The sequence below is a fragment of the Lachnospiraceae bacterium genome (genome assembly GCA_025758065.1).
Taxonomy (GTDB): domain Bacteria; phylum Bacillota; class Clostridia; order Lachnospirales; family Lachnospiraceae; genus Enterocloster.
Genome location: CP107199.1, coordinates 3,803,981 through 3,830,338, shown reverse-complemented (window position 1 = coordinate 3,830,338; position 26,358 = coordinate 3,803,981). Strand labels below are relative to the sequence as shown.

Below are 26,358 nucleotides of genomic sequence, written 5' to 3'. Positions count from 1 at the left end.
ACAGATTTTTAAATCTTCTTCTTTACATTTAATCCTACTTTCCAATAATAAATAATAAGCAAAATACTGCATAATACCCATCCTAAAGGATATCCAAGGGCAGTAGCGGTAATATTATTGAAGTATTTTGAAATAAAGTAAAGATAGATCTGACGGAAGACAATAAAGCTTCCCATCATAATGACCATAGGGGTGACGGAATTTCCGGCGCCCCTTAATGCGTTTGCAAAAATCTGGTTAAAACTGATCGCCAGATAGAATGGCATCATTAAACGGATAAAATGAACGCCGTAAGAGAGTACATCTGGGTCATTGTTGAAAAGAGATGCCAGAAGTGGGGCGAAAATGATCACAGGAGCCATAAGGATGAGAGCAGTGGCAATAGAAAGAAGAAGAGCAACGTTTGTTCCTTTTCTGGCCCGCTTCATGTTGTCAGCCCCCAGGTTCTGTCCTACAAAGGTGGTGACTGCCAGACCGATACTCTGGATCGGCAGCAGACAGAACTTGTCCAGTTTCCCATAAGTGGTCCAGCCTGCCATGCAGGAAGAACCAAAATGGTTGATATAAGACTGTACAAATACATTGGAAAAAGAGGTGACGGCGATCTGAAGGCCCGCAGGAAAGCCAATGCGAAAGATAGACATGGCAGTTCCTTTGTGGATATGCAGGTCTTTCCATATCAGATGGTATGAGCTTTTTTCCCGAGTAAGGATCGCAAGTACCAGCACAGCGGAGATCCACTGTGAAAGGATGGTAGCGTAGGCAACGCCTTCCACACCTGCATGGAAAACAATCACAAACAGCAGGTCAAAAAAGATATTGCCAAGAGCGCAGATTATAAGTATGTATAAAGGACGTCTGGAATCTCCTACAGCCCGCAGGATACCAGACCCCATATTGTAGAGCATCAAACCTGATACGCCTGCAAAATAAATGCGCAGATACTGGGATGCTTCCGGGAGTACATCATCAGGAGTATCCATTAATTGAAGGAATACAGGAGATAAGACCAGTCCTGCAATGGTAAAGATCACGGATAATACAATGGTCAATGCGATCGTAGTATGTACGGCACGGTGAAGAGATCTATTATTTCCAGCTCCAAAGCTGTGGGCGATCACTACACCCGCACCAGTAGAAAGTCCGGTAAAGAAACCGATAATGGTATTGATGATACAGTCTGTAGAACCAACAGCTGCCAGAGCAGTCTTACTGACAAAATTTCCCACAACAATACTGTCAACAGTATTATAAAACTGCTGGAACAGGTTGCCCACAAAGAGTGGAAGGGCAAACATAACAAGAAGCCTGGTGATATTGCCTTCAGTCATTTTCTGGCTTTTCGATGATGTAGTGGAAGACATGGTAAAGTAATTCCTTTCTGATTTGTTCTGGCGGTGTATACTCACGAACCCCGGGCTTGCACGCCCTACTGCCTGATGACGTAGCCGCTTGTTTTTCCCTACACTCATTATATATCATATTTTTCTATAAATAAATCAGTTCTGGAAAAATCTTTATTTCTATGCTATGATTACCCCGATATGATTTTGAACAAAAAGGGTTAGATAAAAGAAAGGTGTGATCATCATGTATAAATGCTGTATATTTGACCTGGATGGAACGCTGGTGAATTCTATTTATGCCTTAAAGAGGTCTGTAGATCTGACATTGGGGCATTTTGGACTGGGACCGGTCTCTATAAAAGATACGAAACAGTTTGTAGGGGATGGTTATAAAAAGCTGGTGGAACGTTCGCTGATAGCATATGGGGATAAAGAACTGACCCATTATAAGGAAGCGCTGGATATATATAACGAGGTTTTTAAAGACTGCTGTCTTTATAAAGTACAAGCTTATGAGGGCATTCCTGAACTTCTGGACTTTTTAAAGGAACATAAGATCTTAGCGACAGTTCTTTCAAATAAGCCACACCAGAGAACTCTTGATAATGTATCCTATGTTTTTGGAGATAATACGTTTGATAAGGTATACGGAGAAAGAGAAGCGCAGGGCATCAAAAAAAAGCCTGCACCTGACGGTGTAGTGGCTTTGATAAAGGAGCTGGGACTTAAAAAAGAGGAGTGTCTGTATCTGGGAGATACCAACACAGATATGAAAACAGGGCAGGCAGCGCAGGTAGATACAGTAGGTGTGACCTGGGGATTTCGGCCGAGAGAAGAGCTGGAGGCATTTACACCAAAGCTTGTGGCAGATTCTCCCTTCCAGGTGATTGATTATATAAAGGCAGTGAATCATATTGAATAAATTAAAACAGAACCGATCATATAAGAAAAAATGTAGTTTAAGAATACGTATCGTGAGTATTTTTCTCGCAATATGTCTTATGCTTCTTTCTGGGTGCAGCATTTCTGGTGTGGCTAATTATGTTCCCTCAGTTTCATCGGATGAAAAGGATAGCCGTCCTCTGGTAGTGACCACTATTTTCCCATACTATGATTTTGTCCGCCAGATCGCCGGGAACAGAGTAAGACTTAAAATGGTAGTTCCTGCAGGAATGGACAGCCATTCCTTTGAGCCGACGCCTGCAGATATGATCACCATGCAGCAGGCAGACCTGATGGTGTGCAATGGTGGTGAGATGGAGCAGTGGGTAGAAAAAGTAACTGCTTCCCTGGATACAGAAAACATGAATATCCTGACTATGATGGATTATGTGGATGTACTGGAAGAAGAGACCGTAGAAGGCATGGAAGATACAGAACATTCTCATGAAGATCATGATCATGCCCATGGACAGTCAGAAGAAGATCATATCCATGACCGTGATGAGGAAAAAACTCATGAGGATTTATCTCATATAACTTTTAATGATCACGATGGACATGAAATGGACATTGAATATGATGAACATATCTGGACATCACCTGCCAATGCAATGAAGTTAGTAGAAGTGATCACAGAAATATTAAAAGAGGTATCCCCTGAGAATGCCCCCTATTTTGAAGAAAATAAAAACAGCTATGAAAAAGAACTGAAGGAACTGGATGATAAGTTTAAGGACATTGTTTCTAATGGCCGTCATCGTATGATCGTGGTAGCGGACAAATTTCCTTTTCGGTATTTTGCCCAGGAATATGGTCTGTCCTACAGGGCTGCATTTTCCGGCTGCAGTACAGATACAGAGCCAAGTGCAAAGACCATTGCCTATCTTATTGACCGTATAAGGGAAAACCAGATCCAGGCAGTATTTTATCTGGAACTGTCCAGTCACCGCACCGCAGATATCATCAGTGAAGAAACCGGAGCAAAACCACTTCTTCTTCATTCCTGTCATAATGTAACAAGGCGGCAGTTTGATGAAGGGGTCACTTATCTGCAGCTGATGAAGCAGAACGCAAAAAATCTGCAGGAAGCGCTTTTATAGGAGGAATGATCAAAAATGGAACCATTGATCAAATGTGAGCATGTTGATCTTGGATATGAGAATCAGGATGCGGTTATAAATGTAAACATGGAAGTCTGCCCTGGAGATTATCTGTGCATTGTAGGTGAAAATGGATCTGGTAAGAGTACCCTGATCAAAGGATTACTGGGACTTTTAAAGCCATCAGGCGGCAAACTGACTGTAGCAGAAGGGCTGAAAACAACGGGGATCGGTTATCTGCCCCAGCAGACAGCAGCCCAGAAAGATTTTCCGGCTTCTGTAAGAGAAGTAGTTTTAAGCGGCTGTTTAAGCAGAAGAGGAAGGCGTCCCTTCTATTCAAAAACAGAAAAAGATATTGCAGTTGCCAATATGGAAAAACTGGGTATTACCCAGCTGGCCGGCCAGTGCTACAGAGAATTGTCCGGCGGACAGCAGCAGAGAGTGCTGATCGCCAGAGCACTTTGCGCTACCAGGGAGCTTCTTATTTTAGATGAGCCTATTACCGGATTAGATCCAATGGCGATCCAGGATTTTTATTCTATGATCCGGAAGCTGAACAGGGAAGACAAAGTAGCCATTATCATGGTCTCCCATGACCTGAGAAATGCAGTAGAGGAAGCAAATAAGATCCTGCATCTTCAGAAACAGGTACTTTTCTACGGCCCGGCCCATGATTATATGAACAGTAAGGCAGCAGGTCATTTCTTCCATGAAAAGGAACAGGGAGAGTGCCTTCCTACAGCTGCATGCCATATGGCAAAAAATGGGGATGGTCTGGAAAATAACGAGCAGAAATGCTCCTGCGGTCATACCCACGCACATAGTCACCAGAAGATAGAAGGAGGAAATACCCATGAACGTGCTTAGTGAAATGCTGTCTTATCCATTTATGGTGCGGGCATTATTCGGCGGTATGCTTGTATCCTTGTGTGCCTCTCTTTTAGGCGTAAGCCTGGTGTTAAAACGTTATTCTATGATCGGTGACGGACTTTCACATGTATCCTTTGGAGCGCTTTCTATTGCCCTGGCTATGGGGTGGTCGCCTTTAAAGGTATCCATTCCGGTGGTTGTGCTGGCTGCCTTTTTCCTGCTTCGAATTACAGAAAACAGCCGGATCAAAAGTGATGCCGCCATTGCTATGATCTCTGCCAGTTCCCTGGCTATCGGTATTATTGTAACATCCTTAACAACAGGAATGACCACAGATGTAAGCAGCTATATGTTTGGAAGTATTTTAGCAATGACAAAAGAAGATGTGATGCTGTCAGCAGTGCTGTGTATCATTGTGCTAGGACTGTTTGTGCTCTGCTACAACCAGGTATTTGCAGTTACCTTTGATGAAAACTTTGCAAAAGCTACAGGAGTCAATGTAGGTGCCTACAATATGCTTATTTCCGTACTTACAGCTGTTACTATTGTACTGGGCATGCGTATGATGGGAGCCATGCTGATCTCCAGCCTTGTGATTTTCCCGTGCCTTACTTCCATGCGTGTGTTTAAAAGCTTTACCAGCGTGGTGGTATCTTCAGGAATCCTTTCACTGGTATGCTTTTTGCTGGGGATGATGGCTTCTTATCAGTTTTCCATGCCGGCAGGTGCCAGCGTAGTGGTGGTAAATCTCATCGCCTTTGGTCTGTTTTCCATGTGGCAGGCGTTAGGTAAGAAACGGTAAAAAGCGTAAAAATGGTTTGGGATCAACATGAAAACAGGAGTTAATGAGAAAGCTGGGCACTTTACTTGACATTAAGGAAAGGTTGTGCCACAATACTTAATTGACAGATTGAAAAACAGGGGCATCAAAGCCCCATTGCCAAAGGCACGTAACGACTGGCTTTCATTTATGGTGATGCTGCCGTCAGGTAACAAGTCCGTTTTGAAAGCATTCAATGAAGAAAGAAGGAACATACGATGACAAAAATCGATATTATTTCCGGTTTCCTTGGAGCTGGAAAAACTACTTTTATTAAGAAACTTTTACAGGAGGCTATTTCTGGTGAACAGGTAGTCCTCATTGAAAATGAATTTGGTGAGATCGGTATTGACGGCGGATTTTTAAAGGATTCCGGCATTGAGATCCGTGAAATGAACTCCGGCTGCATCTGCTGCTCATTAGTAGGCGATTTCGGAAAGTCTTTATCTGAAGTACTGACTAAGTACAAGCCAGACCGTATCATTATCGAGCCATCAGGTGTTGGCAAGCTTTCTGATGTTATGAAGGCTGTTATTGATGTATCTGCAGATATGGATGTTGCATTAAACAGTGCTGTTACCATTGTAGACGCTGCAAAGTGTAAAATGTATATGAAGAACTTCGGTGAATTCTTTAACAATCAGATTGAGAATGCGGGAACTGTTGTACTCAGCCGTACAGATATCACAGATACTGCAAAGATCCAGAAGGATGTTGAGATGATCCGTGAGAAGAATCCAAAGGCTGCTATTGTTACTACTCCATTAGCAGAACTGGGCGGAAGCCAGCTTCTTGAGATTATCGAGAAGAGAGATACTATGTTAGATGATCTGTTAGAGGAAGTAAGAGAGAGCCATCATCACCATGACGATGATGAGTGCTGCTGCGGCCATGACCATGATCATGAACACCATCACCATGACCATGATGAGGACGAAGAGCATGAACATCACCATCATGACCACGATGATGAGTGCTGCTGCCATGACCACGATCATGAGCACCATCACCATGACCATGATGAGGACGGGGATCATGAACATCACCATCATGACCATGACGATGAGTGTTGCTGCGGTCATGACCATGATCACGAGCATCATCATCACCATCATGCAGACGAAGTATTTACCAGCTGGGGAATGGAGACCATTGTTCCTGTAACAAAGGATCAGCTGGAAGATATCTTAAAACGTCTGGCAGAGACTAAGGAATTTGGTGATGTTTTAAGAGCAAAGGGAATGCTTCCTACAGAAAATCCTGGTGAATGGCTGTATTTTGACCTGGTACCAGAGCAGTATGAGATCCGTGATGGAAAGCCAGATTATACAGGTAAGGTCTGCGTCATCGGTGCAAGCCTGAAGGAAGAGGAATTAAACAAAGTATTCGGAAGAGGCTAATGAGGTTTTAGAATGGGAAATAACGAGATAGATGAAGATGTAATGCCTGTTTTTCTGATCAATGGTTTTCTGGAAGCCGGAAAAACCCAGTTCCTGGAATTTACCATGGATCAGGAATACTTCCAGACAGAGGGAAAAACACTCCTGATCGTCTGTGAAGAAGGGGATACAGAATATGATGAAAAGAAGTTAAAAAAGCATCAGACTGCAGTTGTATATGTAGATGAACTTTCCAAGCTGACTCCAGCTTACTTAAATGAGCTGGAAGTGATCTACCGTCCGGAGCGTGTCCTTTTAGAGTGGAATGGCATGTGGAATCAGGATGAGCTGACATTGCCGGATGACTGGAACATTTACCAGCAGATCACCATTATCGATGGTTCTACCTTTGATCTGTACATCCAGAATATGAAGCCGCTCCTTGGTGCAATGCTTCGTAATTCTGAACTGGTCATTGTAAACCGCTGTGACGGCATTGCAGATGAGAAGCTGACTTCTTACCGCCGTACCATCCGTGCCATGAGCCGCGAAAGCGAGATTGTTCTGGAAGACAAGAATGGCGAGATCGAGCAGGCAACTCTGGAAGAAGACCTTCCATACGATATTAATGCAGATGTGATCCAGATCAAACCGGAAGATTACGGTATCTGGTACATTGACTGCATGGATCAGCCGGAGCGATACAAAGGAAAGACAGTTGAGTTTACTGCCATGGTATTAAAAAGCCCTAAATTCCCAAAGGGGCAGTTTGTTCCGGGGCGTATGGCCATGACCTGCTGCGAGGCAGATATGACATTTTTAGGCTTTATGTGCAAATGGAAAGATGCAGAAAAGTATAAGACCAAAGAATGGGTAAAGGTATGCGCCAAGGTTGGCGTAGAATACCAGAGAGATTATCACGGCGAAGGTCCCGTCCTTTATGCTGAAAATGTGGAAAAAGCTGCTGAAATCAAGGATATCGTGCAGTTTTAACTGACGTTTTTGTGAAAATGCTATTTTCAGGAGGTGTAAGGAAGAACAGTTGTGTAAGTTCTTACATTGACACAAAAAGAAAACTCTGATATAGTTATTGTTCGTACGAAAGTGAGAGGATGAAAGGCCTGCATGTGCGTGCCTGTTTCACCTCTCATTTTCTTGCTATTGCATATTAAAAACATATGGTAACTTCGATTGCACTAAGTTCGTGAAATACCTCACTAAGTGCAACGAAGTGCTTTCGCACGTAAGCGTTCTGGAAGACGAACGCTAAGTGCTCAATGCAGGAATATGGGCCGTTTTCAACATGTCGATTGTCCACATCCTGAGTGCAGATGTACGAATGTGGCGGATGTAATCCGACACAGGCGAACATGTGCAAACCGAAGGTCAGTGGACAATGACATGTTGAAAAGTTAAGGCTCATATTCCTGCGGAACTTAGAGACGATATAGAAAGAAAAGAATAGAAATGAGGATATTAACAATTAATGGATGTTACAAAATTTGAAGAATTACAGTTAGATGACCGTATCATAAGAGCCATTACAGAGATGGGCTTTGAAGAAGCTTCTCCAATTCAGGCCCAGGCGATCCCTGTTGTATTAGAAGGCAGAGATATGATCGGTCAGGCTCAGACGGGAACAGGAAAGACAGCTGCTTTCGGACTTCCTCTGTTGCAGAAGGTTGACCCGAAGGTAAAGAAGCTTCAGGCCGTTGTCCTTCTCCCAACCAGAGAACTTGCAATCCAGGTTGCTGAGGAACTACGCCGTTTTGCCAAATTCATGCACGGCATCAAGGTCCTGCCTGTATACGGCGGCCAGGACATTGTACGCCAGATCCGCGCCTTAAAAGACGGCACCCAGATCGTAGTAGGTACTCCGGGACGTGTTATGGACCATATGCGCCGTAAAACCGTAAAAATGGACCATGTACATACTGTTGTATTAGACGAAGCAGACGAAATGTTAAACATGGGCTTTTTAGAGGATATGGAAACCATCTTAAGCCAGCTGCCGGAAGAACGCCAGACACTGATGTTCTCTGCAACCATGCCTCAGGCCATTGCAGACATTGCAAAGAAATTCCAGAAAGACCCGGTAACCGTCCGCGTGATCAAAAAAGAGCTGACTGTGCCGAAAGTGACCCAGTATTACTATGAAGTAAAGCCAAAAAACAAAGTAGAGGTTATGTGCCGTCTGTTAGACATGTACTCTCCAAAGCTGTCTATTGTATTCTGCAACACCAAGCGCCAGGTAGATGAACTGGTCCAGGCTCTTCAAGGAAGAGGTTATTTTGCAGAAGGTCTTCATGGTGATTTAAAACAGGTGCAGCGTGACCGTGTAATGGAAAGCTTCAGAAACGGACGCACCGATATCCTGATCGCTACAGATGTGGCAGCAAGAGGTATTGATGTAGGAAATGTAGAAGCAGTATTTAACTACGATATCCCACAGGATGATGAATATTATGTACACCGTATTGGACGTACAGGAAGAGCGGGAAGAGAAGGAAAGGCATTCAGCCTGGTAGTTGGAAAGGAAGTTTACAAGCTCCGTGATATCCAGCGTTACTGCAAGACCAAGATCATTCCACAGGCGATCCCATCCTTAAATGATATCACCGAGATCAAGGCAGACAAGATCTTAGACCAGGTTCAGGACATTTTAAATGATACAGATCTGACAAAGATCGTAAATATCATTGAAAAGAAGCTGATGGAAGATGATTATACTTCCTTAGATCTGGCAGCAGCCCTTTTAAAAATGAGCATGGGCGATGATAATGAGGATATCATTGACAATTACATGCCTGCAAGATCCTTAGACGATCTGGACAGCTATGGAAGAAATTCCAGAGGCAGAGACCGTGGCAGGAACAGTGGCCGCCGTAAAGGGGCTACTGACCGTGCAGCTGTTGATTATGTATTAAACGGCGGCGAAGAACGAATGGCAAGACTGTTTATCAATATTGGTAAATCCCAGCGTGTAACACCAGGAGATATTCTGGGAGCAGTTGCCGGTGAATCCGGTATTCCTGGACGTCTGGTAGGAAGTATTGACATGTATGATGGTTATACTTTCGTAGATGTACCGGCTGAATATGCAGAAGATGTATTAAATGCTATGAGCCATGCCCGCATTAAAGGCAAACATATCCATGTAGAAAAAGCAAATTCCAAGAGATAATAGGTAATCATAATAAAAAATATAAAAGACACTCTGAAAAACGCAGGGTGTCTTTCCAATATGCAGGGAGTGATAAGTTTGAAAGGAAAAAAAGCAGAATCAGAAGTAAGGACCAATGTAATGAGGCTGTTGGACGCAGCAGGGATCCATTATGAGACAGGAACATATGAAGTAGATGAAAATGACCTTTCCGGCAGCCATGCTGCCGACCTCATGGGGATCGATCATGACCAGATGTATAAGACCCTTGTGTTAAAAGGGGAGAAAAAGGGATATCTTGTATGCTGTATCCCGGTAGATGAGGAGCTGGACTTAAAGAAGGTGGCAAAAGCAGCCGGAGAAAAGAAAGTTGAGATGATCCATGTAAAGGATATGTTAGGCATTACCGGTTATATCCGTGGCGGCTGTTCTCCTATTGGGATGAAGAAAAAATTTCCAACTTATATTGAAGAAACTGCCCAGTTATATGATACAATTATGGTAAGCGCAGGACAGAGGGGTGTACAGGTCACTGTAAGCCCTGAGGATCTGCGGGAGTATGTGGATGGAATCTTTGTGGGATTAGTGTAGGCGATGGTCACGGTCGCCTCAAAACGTTCTCAAGTGATATAGGTACCTTAATGCAGGCTTGCAAGTGAAAAAAGATGCAAAGAAAGGCCGATCACCGATTTTAATGCGTGAATTGTAGAAAAGGAGAAAGCAATATGGAAAAAAAACAGACTGTTGTTGCCTCAGATGCCCTTACAAAAGATCAGATCAGGGAACTGGCGGTAAAATCCCTTGCAGGTATTAAAAACTCCTATGCCCCCTATTCTCATTTCCACGTATCAGCCGTACTTCTTTGCGGCAATGGTGCTGTCTATACAGGAAATAACATAGAAAACGCCGCTTATACCCCTTCTGTATGTGCAGAGCGCTGCGCCTTTTTTAAGGCAGTCAGTGAAGGAGAACGTGATTTTACAGCCATTGCCCTTTGCGGCGGCTTAAACGGAGTAGTAAAGGATTACTGTGCCCCCTGCGGCGTCTGCCGCCAGGTGATGCGGGAATTCTGTAAGCCGGATTTTAAGATCATCCTGGTAAAGTCAGAAGAAGAGTGGAAGATATATACTTTATCACAACTGCTGCCAGAAGGTTTTGGACCTGAGAATCTTGAATAATATTAAAGGATAAATATTAACAATATATAACAATATTAACTAAAAAAACAGGCTTGAAAAACATAAAATGTTGGGTTATAATAGCACCATAATAAATGAAGCACATATGTGATCACCTGGGATGTGCGAAGTTCTTACCAATTTTGAACCTACATTAGACTAAAGGGATTCCAATATTTTTAAGCGGATGTCATGCCTCCTTTTAAGCGTGGAAGGCAGAAGTTTAAGTGAGGTTGCCCACCTAGCATTGCTAGGCGTCAATAAGTAAGAGACGGCATCTTGGGGTCACAGAAGATAAAAGCAGCGGGGTTCTCGCTGCTTTCTTTCGTTGTGGCATAATGCAGAAATTGAAACAGAAATGCATGCGCTGATCGCATACATATTAAAAAAGAAGATATACCAGTGATATTCGTGCTGATAAGGTGATAAAGACATTATGAAAATGAACTGGAAAATAAATGTAAAGGATCTGAAGATCACTAAAAAGCAGATGACCCTGTGGATGAGCGGGATCCTGGTGGCAGTGATCGCTCTTATGATATTTATTGTAAAAGCAGAGCCGCCGGCAGAGGGGATATCCAGGGCAGAGGCAGCCAAGGCCATGGCACTGATATTTGAGGATCCTGGGAATCTGGAAAATATGGCAGCAGACCGGGAAATTTCCGCATTTACAGATAAAGAAAAAGGCAACTGGTTTGTAAAATATATGGATTATCTCTATGAAAAAGGATATCTGGATCCGAAGGTGACACCGGCTACCCTTATATCGGCCCAGGGAAATCTTACATACGAAGACACAGCTTATATGATGGGGAAAGTTTCCGGCGATTTAGAGAAACAGGTGGGAATGACCCATTGGAACAGGAAAAAAACATTTGCCAGAAATGATTGGTGGGATATTTACAGGGCAGCGGTAGAAAAGACGGATCAGGAAGGCAGCATGAAAGAAATCTCTGCTATTTTGTTCGGTACTCCTTCCAATATGGAACAGGCAGACAGCTGGACAGCTTATACAACAGAAGGCAACTTCGGATTCCAAGGACTGGCTCTTGATGCATACTTGGACAATGAGATACGCTTCTGGGTCAGAGGACAGGAAATAGCGGGCATGACCCAGGTTATAGAAGATAAGCCGGTCTATAAGAATATCTGGATCTCAGATGTAGAAAAAGACCAGTTTACTGTATATATCGGCAAATATTTAAGAACCTTTACAGCAGAAGGAAGGCTGGTTTCCCAGGCGGAGAAAAAAAAGGATGAGTTAAAATCCTGTGTAGCTGATCTGCATATGGAAAAAGGTAAATTAAAAAAGGTTACAGTGAAAAAAGAACGGGTCCGGGGAAAGGTTCTTGCTGTAACAGATGATTCCATTGAACTGGAAGGCTATGGCTGTGTTCCGTTAGATGATAATTTCCATGTATATAAGGCATATGGTGATTTCCAGGTTCTTGGAAAAGGAAGCATCCTGGTAGGTTATGACTTACAGGAGTTTGTGGCAGCAGATGGGAAGCTTAGTGCGGCGATCCTGGAGCAGCCTTTAGATGCAGAAACTATCCGTGTGCTGATCATGGATAATGGGTTTAAGCAGATCTTCCATGATACCATTGAACTTACAGCAAATTGTGATGGAGAAATGATATACGAAAAAGAAAATGGGGATCATGAAAGCAGTTCATTTAAAAAAGGAGATACATTTACCTTTGAAGCAACAGATAAAAAGCTGGAAAAAGGCCGTATGACCTTAAAACCAGAGGACGGTGAAGGTATTATCGTTACTTCCTTAGAACGTGGCCAGGGACAGCCTGTATACAGCGGTTCTATGGAAGTCAAAGCAGAAGAGGGAGGCCTGGTCCTTATTAATGAATTGTATCTGGAAGATTATTTAAAGAAAGTAGTCCCAAGTGAAATGCCTGCTTCTTATGAAAAAGAGGCGTTAAAGGCACAGGCAGTATGCGCCCGTACCTATGCTTATCGCCAGATCCAGGGAAATGCTTATGGTCAGTATGGTGCCCATGTAGATGACAGCACCAGTTTCCAGGTTTATAACAATATCAACACCAGTGAGCGGACGGATCAGGCTGTAAATGAAACCTATGGCCAGATGCTTTTTTATAACAATAAGCCTATAGAAGCTTTTTATTATTCCACTTCCTGCGGTCATGGGGCAGATGGAAGCGTATGGGGCAAAGAAGGAGAAGCATTGCCATATCTGCGTTCTATGCAGATCAAAAAAGGCGCCAGGGAGCTGACGGTGGAAGATAATGATACCTTTGATGAATACATACGTTCTCAGAATATTACTTCTTATGATGCTTCTTATCCAATGTTCCGGTGGCATGTAGATATAAAGGCAGGTATTCTTTCAGAACAGATCACGGATGTGGGAAATGTGACGGATGTAAATGTGGTATCCAGAGGTTTAGGTGGGATTGCCTCCGAAGTAGAAGTAAAAGGAGATGGAGGAAGCTGCAAGATCAAAGGCCAGAGTCAGGTAAGAAGTATGCTTGGAAATACAGAACTTGTAATAAAGAAACAGGACGGAACGGAAATGACAGGAACAGCGTCCCTTCCAAGTGCTTTTATTTCCATTGAAAAGCGTACAGCAGAGGACGGAAGCATTGTATTTCGTGTATACGGTGGCGGCTTTGGGCATGGTGTTGGAATGAGCCAGAACGGTGCCCACAGTATGGCGAAGGCAGGAAAGACATATAAAGATATCCTTGATTTCTTCTACCATGGGGCTAAGATCAGGACGGAATGAGATCCGTTTGACAGAAAGCAGGGCAGAGACCTGACCGGAGCAAACAGAAAATATGTTACAGTTCAGCCATGCGCTGGTTTGAATGAGGGAGTGTGTTGCAAGCTTGCTTGCATAAGCACTTTCTCATCCAAATCAGCATATGGTGGAACCACCAAGCTTCTTGTTTTCATGAATATGGAAACAAGAAGATGTCATGGCTGAACTGTAACCAAAATATGTATAGAAAATATGTATAGAAAAACACGGTTCAGGAAAGAAAAAATGCTTTCTGAACCGTGTTTTTTAGTTGCCATGCATATGGAAGAAGCTGCCGGTGACAGCTTTTGTAAGTATTCCTGCTGTCATTGCCGAAAGTGAGCAGGCTTTTGCACCTATGCAGTTAATAAGAAAACTTCAGCATTCTGTACTCCATGCTGTCTTGTTTCCGTATGTGTGTCAAAAAATATATCAATATGATGTCCACGGACACCGCCGCCTTTATCTTCAGCTGTATATACCACTCCGTTGATCATAACCTGGGTTCCATAAGGGATAACTCTTGGGTCAACGGCAATAGTGTGACGGGAGCTGGCAACAGCACCGGTGCTGGTACTTCTGCCCCAACCTGCAGAACAGTGGCGGCATGGGCAGTAGCCGGTGGTCTTAAAAACACCAAGGGAAACCAGATGGGAAGCTGGTTCTTCAGTGGTTTTGGCGGCTTCTGTTTCCTGCTGCACCTGATCATTTGCAGCTTCTTCTGTCTGCTGTACCGGTTCAGAAAGATCAGTTTCTTCTGCACTGGCAAAAAAAGCAGAACTGATTATAAAAAATGCAGTGATAAAAGTCGTGGTTAATAGTTTCTTCATGTTCATTTCTACCTCCTTTTGCAGTCGGAAAGGACACATGTACTCCGGGAAGCACATAAAGGACTGCTCCGTTCACGATGCTGCATAATATTTGCAATGAATTATTAACACATTATAAATATATGTAACACTTTTGCAATATATGAACGATAATGTGATATTTATCATAGTTTTTTATTTTTGTCAAGAAAAATACAAAAAGCGTCAAAAAGCCCTTGACAAATCCCTTATAAAGGAATATATTATGCAATGTAGATGTTAGCACTCCAATAAGTTGAGTGCTAATAATTACAAAGAAAGCGAACAGGAGGCAGGAACACATGGATGCGCAGTTGGATGAGCGTAAGGTCACTATATTAAAAGCGATCATAAAAACTTATCTGGAAACAGGCGAGCCGGTGGGTTCCCGAACGATTTCCAAGTATTCGGAACTGAAACTCAGTTCTGCCACCATCCGCAATGAGATGTCAGACCTGGAAGAGATGGGCTACATTATCCAGCCACATACTTCCGCAGGACGTATTCCCTCTGATAAGGGATACAGGTTCTATGTTGACCAGATCATGCAGGAGAAAGAGAATGAAGTCACAGAGTTTAAGGATGTAATGGTCCAGAAGGTAGATAAACTGGAACTGGTTCTTAAGAAAATGGCTCAGGCTCTTGCAGCAAATACCAATTATGCAGCGATGATCAGCGGCCCCAGCTACCACAAAACAAAGCTGAAATTCATACAGCTTTCCAGAGTGGAAGCAAATAAGCTTCTGGTAGTAGTAGTAGTTGAGGGAAACATCATCAAGAATACCATGATCGATATTGGCGAAGATCTTGGGGAACAGGAACTTCTCAATCTGAACATCCTCTTAAACAGCAGCTTAAACGGACTGACCATTGAAGAGATCAATCTTGGAATTATCAGCAAGCTGAAAGAAGATGCAGGCATTCACAGCAAGGTGATCGAGCTGGTACTGAATGAAGTCGCCGAAGCAATTAAGGCCGGCGGAGAGGACCTGCAGATCTATACCAGTGGTGCTACCAACATTTTCCGGTATCCGGAACTGGCTGAAGGAGAAAAGGCCAGCAAGCTGATCGGAACATTAGAACAAAAAGAAGTGCTGCAGGAGTTTGTTTCCGATGTGAACGCAGACCAGCAGGGCGAAGGAGGCATCCAGGTATACATTGGTGATGAAACACCGATCCAGTCCATGAAGGACTGCAGCGTGGTCACAGCCAATTATGATCTGGGCGGGGGACTTCGTGGAACCGTAGGTATTATCGGTCCTAAGAGAATGGATTACGAAAAAGTTCTTGGAACTTTGAAAAATCTTATGAACCAGCTGGATGAAGCATTTAAAAAGGATGAAAGGTGATAGCAGTGAGTGAAGAAATGAAGAAAGAAGATCTGAAGGATCCGTCCAATATGGAACAGGAAGTTTCTGAGGAGTCTGCTTCTGAAAACACTGAAGCCAGTGCAGAAGAGGAAACCAAGGAGAAGGCACCTGAGAAAGAGGGCTTCTTTAAAAAGAAAAAAGATCCTAAGGATGAAAAAATAGAAGAACTGACCGACCGGGTAAAACGCCAGATGGCTGAATTTGACAATTTCCGCAAGAGAACGGAAAAAGAAAAATCCACCATGTATGAGATGGGGGCAAAAGACATCATCGAGCGTATGCTTCCGGTAATTGATAATTTTGAAAGAGGCTTAGCTTCTATTCCGGAGAGCGAAAAAAATACAGCTTTTGCTGATGGAATGGAAAAAATATATAAGCAGTTCCAGAAAGTCTTAGAAGACGCCGGTGTGAAAGCTATTGAGGCAGCCGGACAGCCATTCGATCCTAACTTCCATAATGCAGTGATGCATGTGGAAGATGAAAATTTCGGAGAGAATATTGTAGCTGAGGAACTTCAGAAAGGCTATATGTACCGTGACAGCGTTGTAAGACACAGCATGGTAAAAGTAGCAAACTGACATTGAGCACTTAACGAGGTCTTTTCGAGTTTAGTGCGAAAGTCGTTCCCGAAACTAGGCGAGGTCTTTCACGAGCCGTAGGTTGAGTGGAACAATTAAATATTGACAATTTTCATTAAACATATATAACAGGAGGAAAAAACTATGGGTAAGATTATTGGTATCGACTTAGGTACAACTAATAGCTGTGTAGCCGTTATGGAAGGCGGAAAGCCAACCGTTATCGCTAACGCAGAAGGCGTAAGAACCACACCATCTGTTGTGGCATTTACAAAAACAGGAGAGAGACTGGTAGGTGAACCTGCGAAACGTCAGGCAGTTACCAATGCAGACAGAACTATTTCTTCTATCAAGCGTCATATGGGTACTGATTATAAAGTAGACATCGACGGAAAGAAATATACTCCACAGGAGATTTCCGCGATGATCCTTCAGAAGCTGAAAGCAGATGCTGAGAGCTATCTGGGTGAGACAGTTAGCGAAGCAGTTATCACTGTTCCTGCATATTTCAACGATGCACAGCGTCAGGCAACCAAGGATGCTGGTAAGATCGCTGGTCTGGATGTAAAGCGTATCATCAACGAGCCTACAGCAGCAGCATTAGCTTACGGTCTTGATAACGAAAAAGAGCAGAAGATCATGGTATATGACCTTGGTGGTGGTACATTTGATGTATCTATCATTGAGATCGGTGATGGTGTCATTGAGGTTCTTTCTACCAATGGTGATACACGTCTTGGTGGTGATGACTTTGATAATGCAATTACCAACTGGATGATCGCTGAATTTAAGAAGGCTGAAGGTGTAGATCTTTCCAATGATAAAATGGCTCTTCAGAGATTAAAAGAAGCAGCTGAAAAGGCTAAGAAGGAGCTGTCTACAGCTACTACTACCAATATCAACCTGCCATTCATCACAGCTACTGCAGAAGGTCCTAAGCATCTGGATATGAACCTGACAAGAGCTAAATTTGACGAACTGACACATGATCTGATTGAGCGTACAGCTATTCCGGTACAGAACGCATTAAAGGATGCTGGCATTACCGCAGCTGAGCTTGGCAAGGTACTGTTAGTTGGTGGTTCTACACGTATGATCTCCGCACAGGAGAAAGTAAAACAGTTAACCGGCAAAGAGCCTAGCAAATCTCTTAACCCAGATGAGTGTGTTGCAATTGGTGCAGCTATTCAGGGTGGTAAATTAGCAGGCGATGCAGGTGCCGGAGATATCCTTCTTCTGGATGTAACTCCACTGTCCCTGTCAATTGAAACCATGGGTGGCGTAGCAACCAGACTGATCGAGAGAAATACAACCATTCCTACCAAAAAGAGCCAGATCTTCTCTACTGCAGCTGATAATCAGACCGCTGTTGATATCCATGTTGTACAGGGCGAGCGTCAGTTTGCAAGAGATAACAAGACCTTAGGCCAGTTCCGTCTGGATGGTATCCCACCAGCAAGAAGAGGTGTTCCGCAGATCGAAGTTACATTCGATATCGATGCAAACGGTATTGTAAATGTATCTGCTAAGGATCTTGGAACAGGCAAAGAGCAGCATATTACCATTACTTCCGGATCTAACATGTCTGATTCAGATATTGATAAGGCTGTTAAAGAGGCTGCTGAGTATGAGGCTCAGGATAAGAAGCGTAAGGAAGCGATCGATGCAAGAAATGATGCTGATTCTATGGTGTTCCAGACTGAGAAGGCTCTGGAAGAAGTTGGCGACAAGATCGATGCTAACGACAAGGCTGAGGTTGAGGCTGATTTAAATGCACTGAAAGAAGCTATCAACAGAGCACCGGTTGATCAGATGACTGATGCCCAGGTTGAAGATATCAAGTCAGGTAAAGAAAAACTGATGAACAGTGCCCAGAAGCTGTTTGCAAAGGTTTATGAGCAGGCACAGCAGGCTGGTGCAGGTGCAGGTCCAAACATGGGTGGCGCAAATGCAGGCAATGCAGGAAGCTCCAAGCCAGATGATGATGTAGTTGACGCTGACTTCAAAGAAGTGTAAGATTATATAACAGTTCAGACATGCGCCATTTTGGACGGGAAAGTGTATTGCAAGCCAGCATGTCTGAATTAACGGACGGGTCCGAGAGGGGATAAATCCCCTTCCGGGCCTTACCGTCTGTTTAAACAAAGGGCAAATTCAGCCTGATCGAGAAAGAATAGCAGTGATAAGAGGTAAACAACATGGCAGAGAATAAAAGAGATTACTATGAAGTTCTGGGTGTTTCAAAAGACGCTGATGAAGATACCCTGAAAAAAGCATACAGAAAACTTGCCAAGAAATACCATCCTGATGCAAATCCTGGTGATAAGGAGGCAGAGGCAAAGTTTAAGGAAGCTTCAGAGGCATACAGCGTACTGAGCGATCCTCAGAAACGTCAGCAGTACGACCAGTTCGGCCATGCTGCATTTGAGCAGGGCGGTGGTGCCGGTTATGGCGGCGGTTTCGGCGGCTTTGATTTCAATGGCGGAGATATGGGGGATATCTTTGGGGATATTTTCGGTGATATTTTCGGCGGCGGCCGTTCCAGATCAAGAAGCGGTCCTATGAAGGGTGCAAATGTAAGAACAGCAGTCCGCATTACCTTTGAGGAAGCTGTATTTGGCTGCGAAAAAGAGATTGAGATCAACTATAAGGAAGTATGTTCAAGCTGTAACGGGACTGGCGCAAAGCCAGGTACTTCCCCACAGACCTGTACCAAGTGTAATGGTAAAGGTAAGATCATGTATACACAGCAGTCTTTCTTTGGTCAGGTCCAGAATGTGCAGACCTGTCCGGAGTGTAATGGTACAGGTAAAGTCATTAAGGAAAAATGCCCTAACTGTTATGGTACCGGATACAAGACTGTCCGTAAGAAATTTAAAGTTTCTATTCCTGCAGGTATTGACAATGGCCAGTGCATCCGTATGGCTGGCGGCGGTGAGCCGGGAACAAATGGCGGCGAGAGAGGTGACCTGTTAGTAGAGGCAGTTGTATCCCAGCATCCGATCTTCAAACGTCAGGACACCAGTATTTATTCTACTGTACCGATTTCCTTTGCAAAGGCTGCGTTAGGCGGCCCGATCCGTATTAAGACCGTAGACGGCGAAGTAGAGTACGAAGTAAAACCAGGCACTCAGACAGATACCAAGGTACGTTTAAAGGGCAAAGGTGTTCCTTCTCTGCGCAACCGCAATGTGCGCGGCGATCATTATGTAACATTGGTAGTTAAAGTGCCAGAGCGTATGAACCAGGCCCAGAAGGATGCCTTAAAGCGCTATGATGACCTGATGAATGGAATTGAACCGGAAGAAGAGAAGCCAAAGAAAAAAGGACTTTTTAAATAGACTAACAAGGGTTAAAAAAGGAGAACTGCTGCAGGATGCTGATCAAAAAGAGAAAAAATACAGTGCCGCCCTGGAAGATATTCATTCTGACAGTGGTAGGTTTCGGGTTAATGCTTGCTATTGCATCCCACAGCCGGGACGAGGCATTAAACCGCTTAAATCAGGAATATACCATTACAGATGAGGGAAAGCCAAGGCATATTAAGTTTGAGTCTATGCCTGTAGGTGAAGCAGAGCAGGCAGTGGGAATGTATCTGCGCTATAATGCAATGGCCCAGTATGAGGAAAGTGAGAAGCTCCTTTCTGCCGACCAGACAAAAAATGTTCCTTTTGATGTTATGAAGGTTGATTTTGAGAACGGCATTTATCCACTGGATGTTCTGGTACATGGTTTTAAGACTTTATCTGAAGAGGAATATGGGGAAGAAAAATCCCTGTATGACAACCAGGCTACACTTCTTGGTTATACTTCCTATAAAGTAGTCCAGGTTTCCTTAGATGAGCAGTGGCCGGATGAAATAAAGGAAAATGTGACAAGGCAGTATGCAGTGGGGCGGAGCCGGAAAAACTGGAAGATATTTGCGATCACAGAGAAATAAATTATAGATTAAAACGAGAAGCGGATGAGGTATACCGCTTCTCGTTTTTTTGTTGCCATGTACCACTCTGCCAGTGCCATGTACAGGCGTGCTGTTGATGTGTTCACTGGACTGTAAGCTATTTACCATGTATCACATTGCGTTCATAATTAAAGATATACTGCTGCATTACCCCGGCATAGCCCTTATAGCAGCCAAAGGAATCGGTGATCATCTGGTCGTATAGTTTCTTTTTGGGCAGATCCTTGTATTTTACAGCGTTATAATAATGCTCATTTAAGATCTTCTCGATCCAGGTATCCACAGGGAAAGCATTAATGTGATGCAGACCGAAAAGGCATACGCAGTTGGCTACTTTTTTGCCAATGCCGTAAAAGCCGGTAAGATAATCCATGGCAGCTTCATAGTCCAGTGTGCTTAAATAGGCGAGATCCAGATGGCCGTCAGTTGCATCGTGGCAGATGCGGTAGATGTATTTTGCCCGGTAGCCCAGTTTTAAAGCCAGAAGATCCTCGAAAGAGGCCTGACATAACTGCTCAGGAGTAGGAAATGCATAAAGCTGGCGACAATTGGTATCATTTTCTGTATCGCATGTATCGTCAGTAAATAAAAGTTTTGTCCCATACCGGCTGCAAAGTGCTTCCACCAACGCCCGGATGGCAGGAATGGTTTTCTGCTGGGAAATAACAAAGGTAATGATCATCTCCCAGGTATCCTGGCGCAGGATGCGGATGCCTTTTCCTGCCTGGGCAGCTGCTTTCAGGTAAGCATCGTCTGGAGCAACGGATGCTATCATTTGCTCATAATCGGTATCCATGTCAAAATAGTTTTTCCAGAAAACCTCTAAATCTGGATCACATTCCAGAAAAAAGGTATTATTTTCCTGCCGTATAAAAGAAACATGCCCCTGGCTTATGACCACCCAGGTATTTGCACTGTCAGGTGCCGGGATCATTCTGAAAACCTGTCCTGATCTGGCGGTCTGTTCTAAGTCAAAGCAGGGGATCTTATATGTAAATGTCATAAAATGCCTCCAAAATTTTTGCTTCTATAAAACAAAACGGTAAAACAAAAACGTAAAACAGTTGTTTTAAGAATAACATTAATGGTATCATAAATGGAGAAGAAAGAACAGATATGTTTTTGTGAATATGGAAACAAGAATATGTTATGGCTGAATTTTAACAAACAGTTTGAGAGTACATAAAAGGGTTGGTGTAAAATACGATGAAGAAAATTGCAGTTGTGGCGCTGGATCCGTTGGCCGGTGCTTCCTATACAAAAGAAGTAAGAGACCTTTTTGGTGAATATGCGGAAGTAGTGGGTTATAGCGTAAGAGATGGATCAGCTGCCGGAGTTCTTCCAAGAGCGGATCTGTTTGCTATATCTACAGATGCCTATGGTTCTGCAGAAGAAGAGGCCCGCCATGTGCCTATTGATAGTCAGATCATGTCCATTGAGGTTACTTTTTACTGGGAAACCCTAAAAAAACTGTTTGAGATACCACAAGGAACGAAAGTGCTGTTTGTGAATGTTACCAGTAATATGGCAAGAGAGGCTATTACCCAGTTAAGCTCTCTTGGAGTAAACCATCTGCAGTTCATTCCTTATTATCCCGGCGCTGTTTTAGAAGAACCGGTGGATATTGCGGTAACTCCCGGTGAATCCCGTTTTGTGCCGCCTTCTGTAAAAACAGTGATCGACTGTGATCACCGTCCCTGTTCCTATGGAATGATGGTAGAAATAGCTTTGCGTCTGGGACTGGAATATCTGCCGGAAACAGAAAGCTTTATGAATTATGCCAAGGTAGTGGCCTCCAATCACTACAGCTTTGACCTGATGTATGCTAAAAGCCGCAGGCAGGAAAGCCAGATGCATATTCTGGCGGAAAGCCTAGATGAAGGTCTGATCGGTGTGAACGAAACAGGAGATATTTTTGTATGCAATAAAAAGGCATGTCAGATCGCCCGCATTTCTGAAGAACTTACTATGGGGAAAAAGGGGGAAGAGGTTTTTCCTTATATTCCTTTTTATCAGGTCCTTCGTGAGAAAAAAGCGGTTCCTGAGAAGATAATCCGTCTGTTTGGAACCGATATTTCCCTTGCAGTAGTGCCGGTTGTGCGGAAGGAAAACTGCATAGGTGCCTTTGCCATGCTCCAGAAGTTTAATGAGCAGGAGTCCCGTCAGAATGCCCTTCGAAGGCAGATGATGCAGAAAGGCCATTATGCCAGATATACGCTGGATGACGTGATAGGTATTTCCACAGCGATTACAGAAACAAAAAATATTCTGCGGAAAATGGCGGCAACAGACAGCCCGGTCCTTCTTATGGGTGAGACTGGTACAGGAAAAGAACTGATGGCTCATGCGCTCCATCAGGCTTCCAGACGGGCAGATGGACCATTTATCGCCATTAATGTGGCTGCCATGCCGGAAAATCTTCTGGAAAGTGAACTTTTTGGTTATGAGGAAGGCGCTTTTACAGGAGCAAAAAAGGGAGGCCGTCCGGGACTTTTTGAATTTGCCCACCAGGGAACCTTATTTTTAGATGAAGTGGAAGGAATGAGCCTTTCCATGCAGGTAAAACTTCTGCGTGTCCTTCAGGAAGGGGAGATCATGCGTGTAGGCGGCGGCAGCATTATCCGTGTGGATGTGCGTATTGTGGCAGCTACCAATGAATCCCTGGAAGAAAAGATACAGGATGGAAGTTTCAGGAAAGACCTGTATTATCGTTTAAATGCACTGACAGTAGAGATACCGCCTTTAAGAAAGAGAGGGGATGATATTTTTTTGCTGTTGGATTATTTTATGCGGAAAATGGGCGGGGATTTTACTTTGGCAGAAGGTGTTAAGACATTTTTACGCAGGCATCCATGGCCGGGAAATATAAGAGAACTTCAGAATGCAGTAGAGTATTTTAATTATCTGGCAAAGCCGGTGATCGGACTTTCAGATCTGCCGCCTACAATGACCCGGTTTGTGGATGACGGATCAGATGACGGCGAAGGGGAAGTAAATGACAATGCAGCAGATGACAGAGAAGCAGACATGGCCTATCAGGCTGCAGTAGATAAAAAACAGTTTGTATTAAATCAGCTGGCACTAGCCTGGAAAGAAGGAAAAACAGCAGGAAGAGAGAAGATACTGGAGGCAGCTAAAAAGGATCATATCTCTATGACACAGAAACAGGTGCGGGATTTATTAGATGAACTGGCAAAAGAGGGATTGATCCAGGTTGGCAGAGGCAGAGGGGGAAGTAAAATTACAGAAAAAGGGTTAAATAAATTAAAGATTAATTAAAAACAGATTTAAAATGGGTTGAAAACCAATTGACAACCAATTAAAAACCTGAAAAACCTATAAATACAACCAATAAAATGATCAATTACGAAAATCGACCTAATAAAAATACCAGAATTTTTCAGAAAAGCGACATAAAACTAAAGGAAATTATTTTTTTTCAATAAAAAAGCGGAAAAATAAAAGTTGGCACGGGATTTGCTTTATATATAAGCATCAACCGGAAACGGGAAAGAAAGGATAGAAATCGTAATGAAGTACAACTTTGATGAAGTGATCGACAGAAGCAACAACCGTTCTTCTAAGTATGATGAACGACTTAAGAAGTTCGGAACCGAAGATGTGATCCCGTTATGGGTAGCTGATATGGATTTCAAAACTGCCCAGCCGATCATCGATGCATGCAAAAAGAAAGCGGAGGAAGGTATATGGGGATATACATCCAGACCGGCAAGTTACTTTGAGGCAGTACAGGAATGGGAAGAGAAATATTATGGTTGGAAGCCGGAAACTTCGCACATGAGCTGGTGCCTTGGTGTTGTTCAGACCATGGCAGCCCTGATGAAGATCTACACAATGCCAGGAGATAAGATCCTGATCCAGACTCCTGTATATTCTGAGTTTTATGACATTCCAGAGGCAATTGGCCGTGTAGTAGTAGAAAATCCTCTGGTAGAAGAAAATGGAAGCTGGCATGTAGATTACGAGGACTTCGAACGTAAGGTAAAAGAGTGTAAAGTATTTTTGTTGTGTAATCCTCACAACCCATTAGGTCTTGTGTGGGATAAAGAAGACCTGGAAAAAATGGCAAAGATCTGTATGGAAAATGAGGTAATGCTCATTTCTGATGAGATCCATTCTGATCTGATCTTCCACGGAAAGAAGCATACCAGAACTGCTACTATTTCTAAAGAAATCCATGATTATGTAGTAACCTGTGTTTCCGTAACAAAGACCTTCAACCTGGCTGGTCTTCAGGCATCTACCACCATTTTCCCAAATCTGAGAATGAAGGCAGATTTCGACCGTTACTGGAGCTCAATGGATATCCACAGAAATAATGCATTCAGCTCTGTTGCTATTGAAGCTGCTTACAGAGAAGGCCGCGAGTGGTTAGACCAGTTGCTTCCTTATCTGTCTGCAAACTTTGATTTTGTTAAGGAATACTGCGAGAAGAACATTCCTCAGATCAAGCCAAACATCCCGGATGCAACTTACCTTGTATGGTTAGACTGCCGTGATCTGGGAATGAGCAATGAAGAATTAAGAAAGTTTATGATCGAGAAGGCTAAGATCGGATTAAATGAAGGATATACCTTTGGAAGAAGCCTGACTGGATTTATGCGTCTGAATGTAGCATGCCCACGCAGCGTACTGGAAAAAGCTCTGGGACAGTTAAAAGATGCTGTAGATGCACTGGACAAATAAAATACAGTGTAATTTTAAACAGTACAATTTAAAACAATATAATTTAAAACAATGCAAAACGAGATAATTTTGGGGGAAATTATGGACAAGAAGAAAATCTGGGAAAGCTACCGCTTTCCGCTGATCCTTTTAGGAGGAATTATTTTAGGAGCGATCCTTGGAGCAATTTTAGGAGAGAAAGCAACTATACTTGCACCAATTGGTAATGTATTCATCAACCTGCTGTTTATGGTTGTAGTACCTATGGTTTTCGTTTCTATTGTTAATGCAGTAGGAAGTATGTTAAATATGAACCGTCTTGGAAAGATCCTTGGTTCCCTGATCGGTGTATTTATTGTAACCGGACTGATCGCATCTGTTCTGGTACTGGTAGTTGTAAATGTATTCCCACCAGCTGCAAATACTACTATTGAGATGACTAGCGGCGAAATGGGAGAAATGGCAAGTGTTGGTGATATGATCGTTAGTACACTGACTGTAGATGATTTCTCCGGTCTGATGAGCAGAAAGAATATGCTTCCGATCATTGTTGCAGCTATCTTTACCGGTCTTGCAGTAGCAAAGTGCGGCGGACAGGAAAGCCCATTTGGTAAAGTAATGTGCAACTTAAATGACATTATCATGAAGATCGTTGATATGATCATGAAATTTGCTCCTCTTGGTCTTGGCGCATATTTTGCAAACCTGGTAGGTGAATTTGGTCCTCAGCTGATAGGTGATTATGGCCGCTGCATGCTGATCTACTATCCGATGTGTATTGTTTACGGCGTTGTATTCTTCCCGTTATATGCTTACTTTGCAGGCGGAAAGAAAGGCGTAAAAGCCATGGCAAAGAACATCTTCAACCCAGCTATTACTGCATTTGCAACACAGAGTTCATGTGCAACCATCCCTGTAAACCAGGAAGCATGTGATAAGATGGGTGTGCCTCAGGATATCAGTAATATCGTTCTTCCTATGGGTGCTACCATGCATATGGACGGTTCTGTATTATCCGCTATTACAAAGATCGCTTTCCTGTACGGTGTATTCAACATGCAGTTTACAGGTGTTGGAACCTATGCAATGGCAATCGCAGTAGCAGTTTTAAGTGCATTCGTATTATCCGGAGCTCCAGGCGGCGGCCTTGTAGGTGAAATGCTCATTGTCAGCCTGTTCGGTTTCCCAGGAGAAGCATTCCCACTGATCGCAACCATTGGTTTCTTAGTAGACCCAATGGCTACCTGCTTAAATGCATCTGGTGATGCTGTTGCTTCTATGATGATCACACGTGTTGTAGAAGGTAAGGACTGGATCAATAAAAAGATCAATGGTTGATTT

The 26,358-nt window shown here is 43.3% G+C and carries 20 protein-coding genes, 1 other RNA gene and 1 pseudogene; 19 read left to right on the top strand and 3 right to left on the bottom strand.

The genetic code is table 11. The features are described 5' to 3' along the window. Nucleotides 1-8: 8 nt before the first annotated feature. On the bottom strand, nucleotides 9-1,364 hold the full coding sequence (locus OGM16_17890) for an MATE family efflux transporter (GenBank protein UYJ46612.1): 1,356 nt from the start codon (nucleotides 1,362-1,364) through the stop codon (nucleotides 9-11). A gap of 226 nt (nucleotides 1,365-1,590) precedes the next feature. Between OGM16_17890 and OGM16_17885 the strand changes: the two genes are divergently transcribed. The 11 genes from OGM16_17885 (at nucleotide 1,591) to OGM16_17835 (ending at nucleotide 13,559) form a co-directional block, all read left to right on the top strand. Beyond that, on the top strand, nucleotides 1,591-2,268 hold the full coding sequence (locus OGM16_17885) for an HAD family hydrolase (GenBank protein ID UYJ46611.1): 678 nt from the start codon (nucleotides 1,591-1,593) through the stop codon (nucleotides 2,266-2,268). A gap of 109 nt (nucleotides 2,269-2,377) precedes the next feature. Further along, complete coding sequence (locus OGM16_17880) at nucleotides 2,378-3,388, top strand: metal ABC transporter substrate-binding protein (GenBank protein UYJ46610.1); 1,011 nt, start codon at nucleotides 2,378-2,380, stop codon at nucleotides 3,386-3,388. A 15-nt stretch (nucleotides 3,389-3,403) separates the two neighbouring features. Beyond that, nucleotides 3,404-4,255 carry a metal ABC transporter ATP-binding protein gene (locus OGM16_17875; GenBank protein ID UYJ46609.1) on the top strand — a complete coding sequence of 284 codons (852 nt, stop codon included), beginning with the start codon at nucleotides 3,404-3,406 and terminating at the stop codon, nucleotides 4,253-4,255. Next, the gene (locus OGM16_17870; GenBank protein ID UYJ46608.1) at nucleotides 4,242-5,060 is read left to right on the top strand and encodes a metal ABC transporter permease; all 819 of its coding nucleotides are present in this window, start codon (nucleotides 4,242-4,244) and stop codon (nucleotides 5,058-5,060) included. Before OGM16_17875 ends, OGM16_17870 begins: the two co-directional genes overlap by 14 nt. 236 nt (nucleotides 5,061-5,296) lie before the next feature. Next, complete coding sequence (locus OGM16_17865; protein UYJ46607.1) at nucleotides 5,297-6,478, top strand: CobW family GTP-binding protein; 1,182 nt, start codon at nucleotides 5,297-5,299, stop codon at nucleotides 6,476-6,478. A 12-nt stretch (nucleotides 6,479-6,490) separates the two neighbouring features. Continuing rightward, a complete protein-coding gene (locus tag OGM16_17860) occupies nucleotides 6,491-7,450 on the top strand; it encodes a GTPase (GenBank protein ID UYJ46606.1) in 960 nt (319 codons plus the stop codon). A gap of 493 nt (nucleotides 7,451-7,943) precedes the next feature. Then, complete coding sequence (locus tag OGM16_17855; GenBank protein UYJ46605.1) at nucleotides 7,944-9,641, top strand: DEAD/DEAH box helicase; 1,698 nt, start codon at nucleotides 7,944-7,946, stop codon at nucleotides 9,639-9,641. 120 nt (nucleotides 9,642-9,761) lie between these two features. After that, a complete protein-coding gene (gene ybaK, locus OGM16_17850; GenBank protein UYJ48510.1) occupies nucleotides 9,762-10,211 on the top strand; it encodes a Cys-tRNA(Pro) deacylase in 450 nt (149 codons plus the stop codon). A gap of 134 nt (nucleotides 10,212-10,345) precedes the next feature. Further along, nucleotides 10,346-10,798 (top strand): cytidine deaminase, encoded by a 453-nt coding sequence (cdd, locus tag OGM16_17845; GenBank protein UYJ46604.1) that lies wholly within the window; start codon nucleotides 10,346-10,348, stop codon nucleotides 10,796-10,798. A 110-nt stretch (nucleotides 10,799-10,908) separates the two neighbouring features. Beyond that, nucleotides 10,909-11,088: non-coding RNA, 6S RNA (gene ssrS, locus OGM16_17840), on the top strand. A gap of 146 nt (nucleotides 11,089-11,234) precedes the next feature. Further along, nucleotides 11,235-13,559 (top strand): SpoIID/LytB domain-containing protein, encoded by a 2,325-nt coding sequence (locus OGM16_17835; protein UYJ46603.1) that lies wholly within the window; start codon nucleotides 11,235-11,237, stop codon nucleotides 13,557-13,559. A 371-nt stretch (nucleotides 13,560-13,930) separates the two neighbouring features. Here the strand turns inward: OGM16_17835 and OGM16_17830 are convergent. Next, nucleotides 13,931-14,233, bottom strand: a pseudogene (locus OGM16_17830) (3D domain-containing protein). Nucleotides 14,234-14,724: 491 nt separating this feature from the next. Here OGM16_17830 and hrcA point away from each other — a divergent pair. The 5 genes from hrcA to OGM16_17805 all read left to right on the top strand — a co-directional run bounded on the left by hrcA (nucleotide 14,725) and on the right by OGM16_17805 (nucleotide 20,310). Next, nucleotides 14,725-15,771, top strand: coding sequence for a heat-inducible transcriptional repressor HrcA (hrcA, locus tag OGM16_17825; protein ID UYJ46602.1), 1,047 nt, complete (start codon nucleotides 14,725-14,727; stop codon nucleotides 15,769-15,771). Between the two features lie 50 nt (nucleotides 15,772-15,821). Continuing rightward, complete coding sequence (gene grpE / locus OGM16_17820; GenBank protein ID UYJ48509.1) at nucleotides 15,822-16,370, top strand: nucleotide exchange factor GrpE; 549 nt, start codon at nucleotides 15,822-15,824, stop codon at nucleotides 16,368-16,370. Between the two features lie 144 nt (nucleotides 16,371-16,514). After that, entirely contained in the window at nucleotides 16,515-18,386 is a 1,872-nt protein-coding gene (dnaK, locus tag OGM16_17815; GenBank protein UYJ46601.1) for a molecular chaperone DnaK, read from the top strand. A gap of 182 nt (nucleotides 18,387-18,568) precedes the next feature. Continuing rightward, nucleotides 18,569-19,711: a molecular chaperone DnaJ gene (dnaJ, locus tag OGM16_17810; protein ID UYJ46600.1), complete on the top strand. Its 1,143-nt coding sequence runs from the start codon at nucleotides 18,569-18,571 to the stop codon at nucleotides 19,709-19,711. A 35-nt stretch (nucleotides 19,712-19,746) separates the two neighbouring features. Then, a complete protein-coding gene (locus OGM16_17805) occupies nucleotides 19,747-20,310 on the top strand; it encodes a hypothetical protein (GenBank protein ID UYJ46599.1) in 564 nt (187 codons plus the stop codon). Between the two features lie 118 nt (nucleotides 20,311-20,428). On the opposite strand, the gene OGM16_17800 is transcribed toward OGM16_17805, so the two are convergent. Beyond that, entirely contained in the window at nucleotides 20,429-21,334 is a 906-nt protein-coding gene (locus tag OGM16_17800; GenBank protein UYJ46598.1) for a 3-methyladenine DNA glycosylase, read from the bottom strand. A 203-nt stretch (nucleotides 21,335-21,537) separates the two neighbouring features. On the opposite strand from OGM16_17800, the gene OGM16_17795 reads away from it, so the two are divergent. The 3 genes from OGM16_17795 (at nucleotide 21,538) to OGM16_17785 (ending at nucleotide 26,355) form a co-directional block, all read left to right on the top strand. After that, complete coding sequence (locus OGM16_17795; protein UYJ46597.1) at nucleotides 21,538-23,610, top strand: sigma 54-interacting transcriptional regulator; 2,073 nt, start codon at nucleotides 21,538-21,540, stop codon at nucleotides 23,608-23,610. A gap of 252 nt (nucleotides 23,611-23,862) precedes the next feature. After that, complete coding sequence (locus OGM16_17790) at nucleotides 23,863-25,038, top strand: pyridoxal phosphate-dependent aminotransferase (protein ID UYJ46596.1); 1,176 nt, start codon at nucleotides 23,863-23,865, stop codon at nucleotides 25,036-25,038. Nucleotides 25,039-25,119: 81 nt separating this feature from the next. Beyond that, nucleotides 25,120-26,355: a dicarboxylate/amino acid:cation symporter gene (locus OGM16_17785; GenBank protein ID UYJ46595.1), complete on the top strand. Its 1,236-nt coding sequence runs from the start codon at nucleotides 25,120-25,122 to the stop codon at nucleotides 26,353-26,355. The last annotated feature ends 3 nt before the right edge of the window (nucleotides 26,356-26,358 follow it).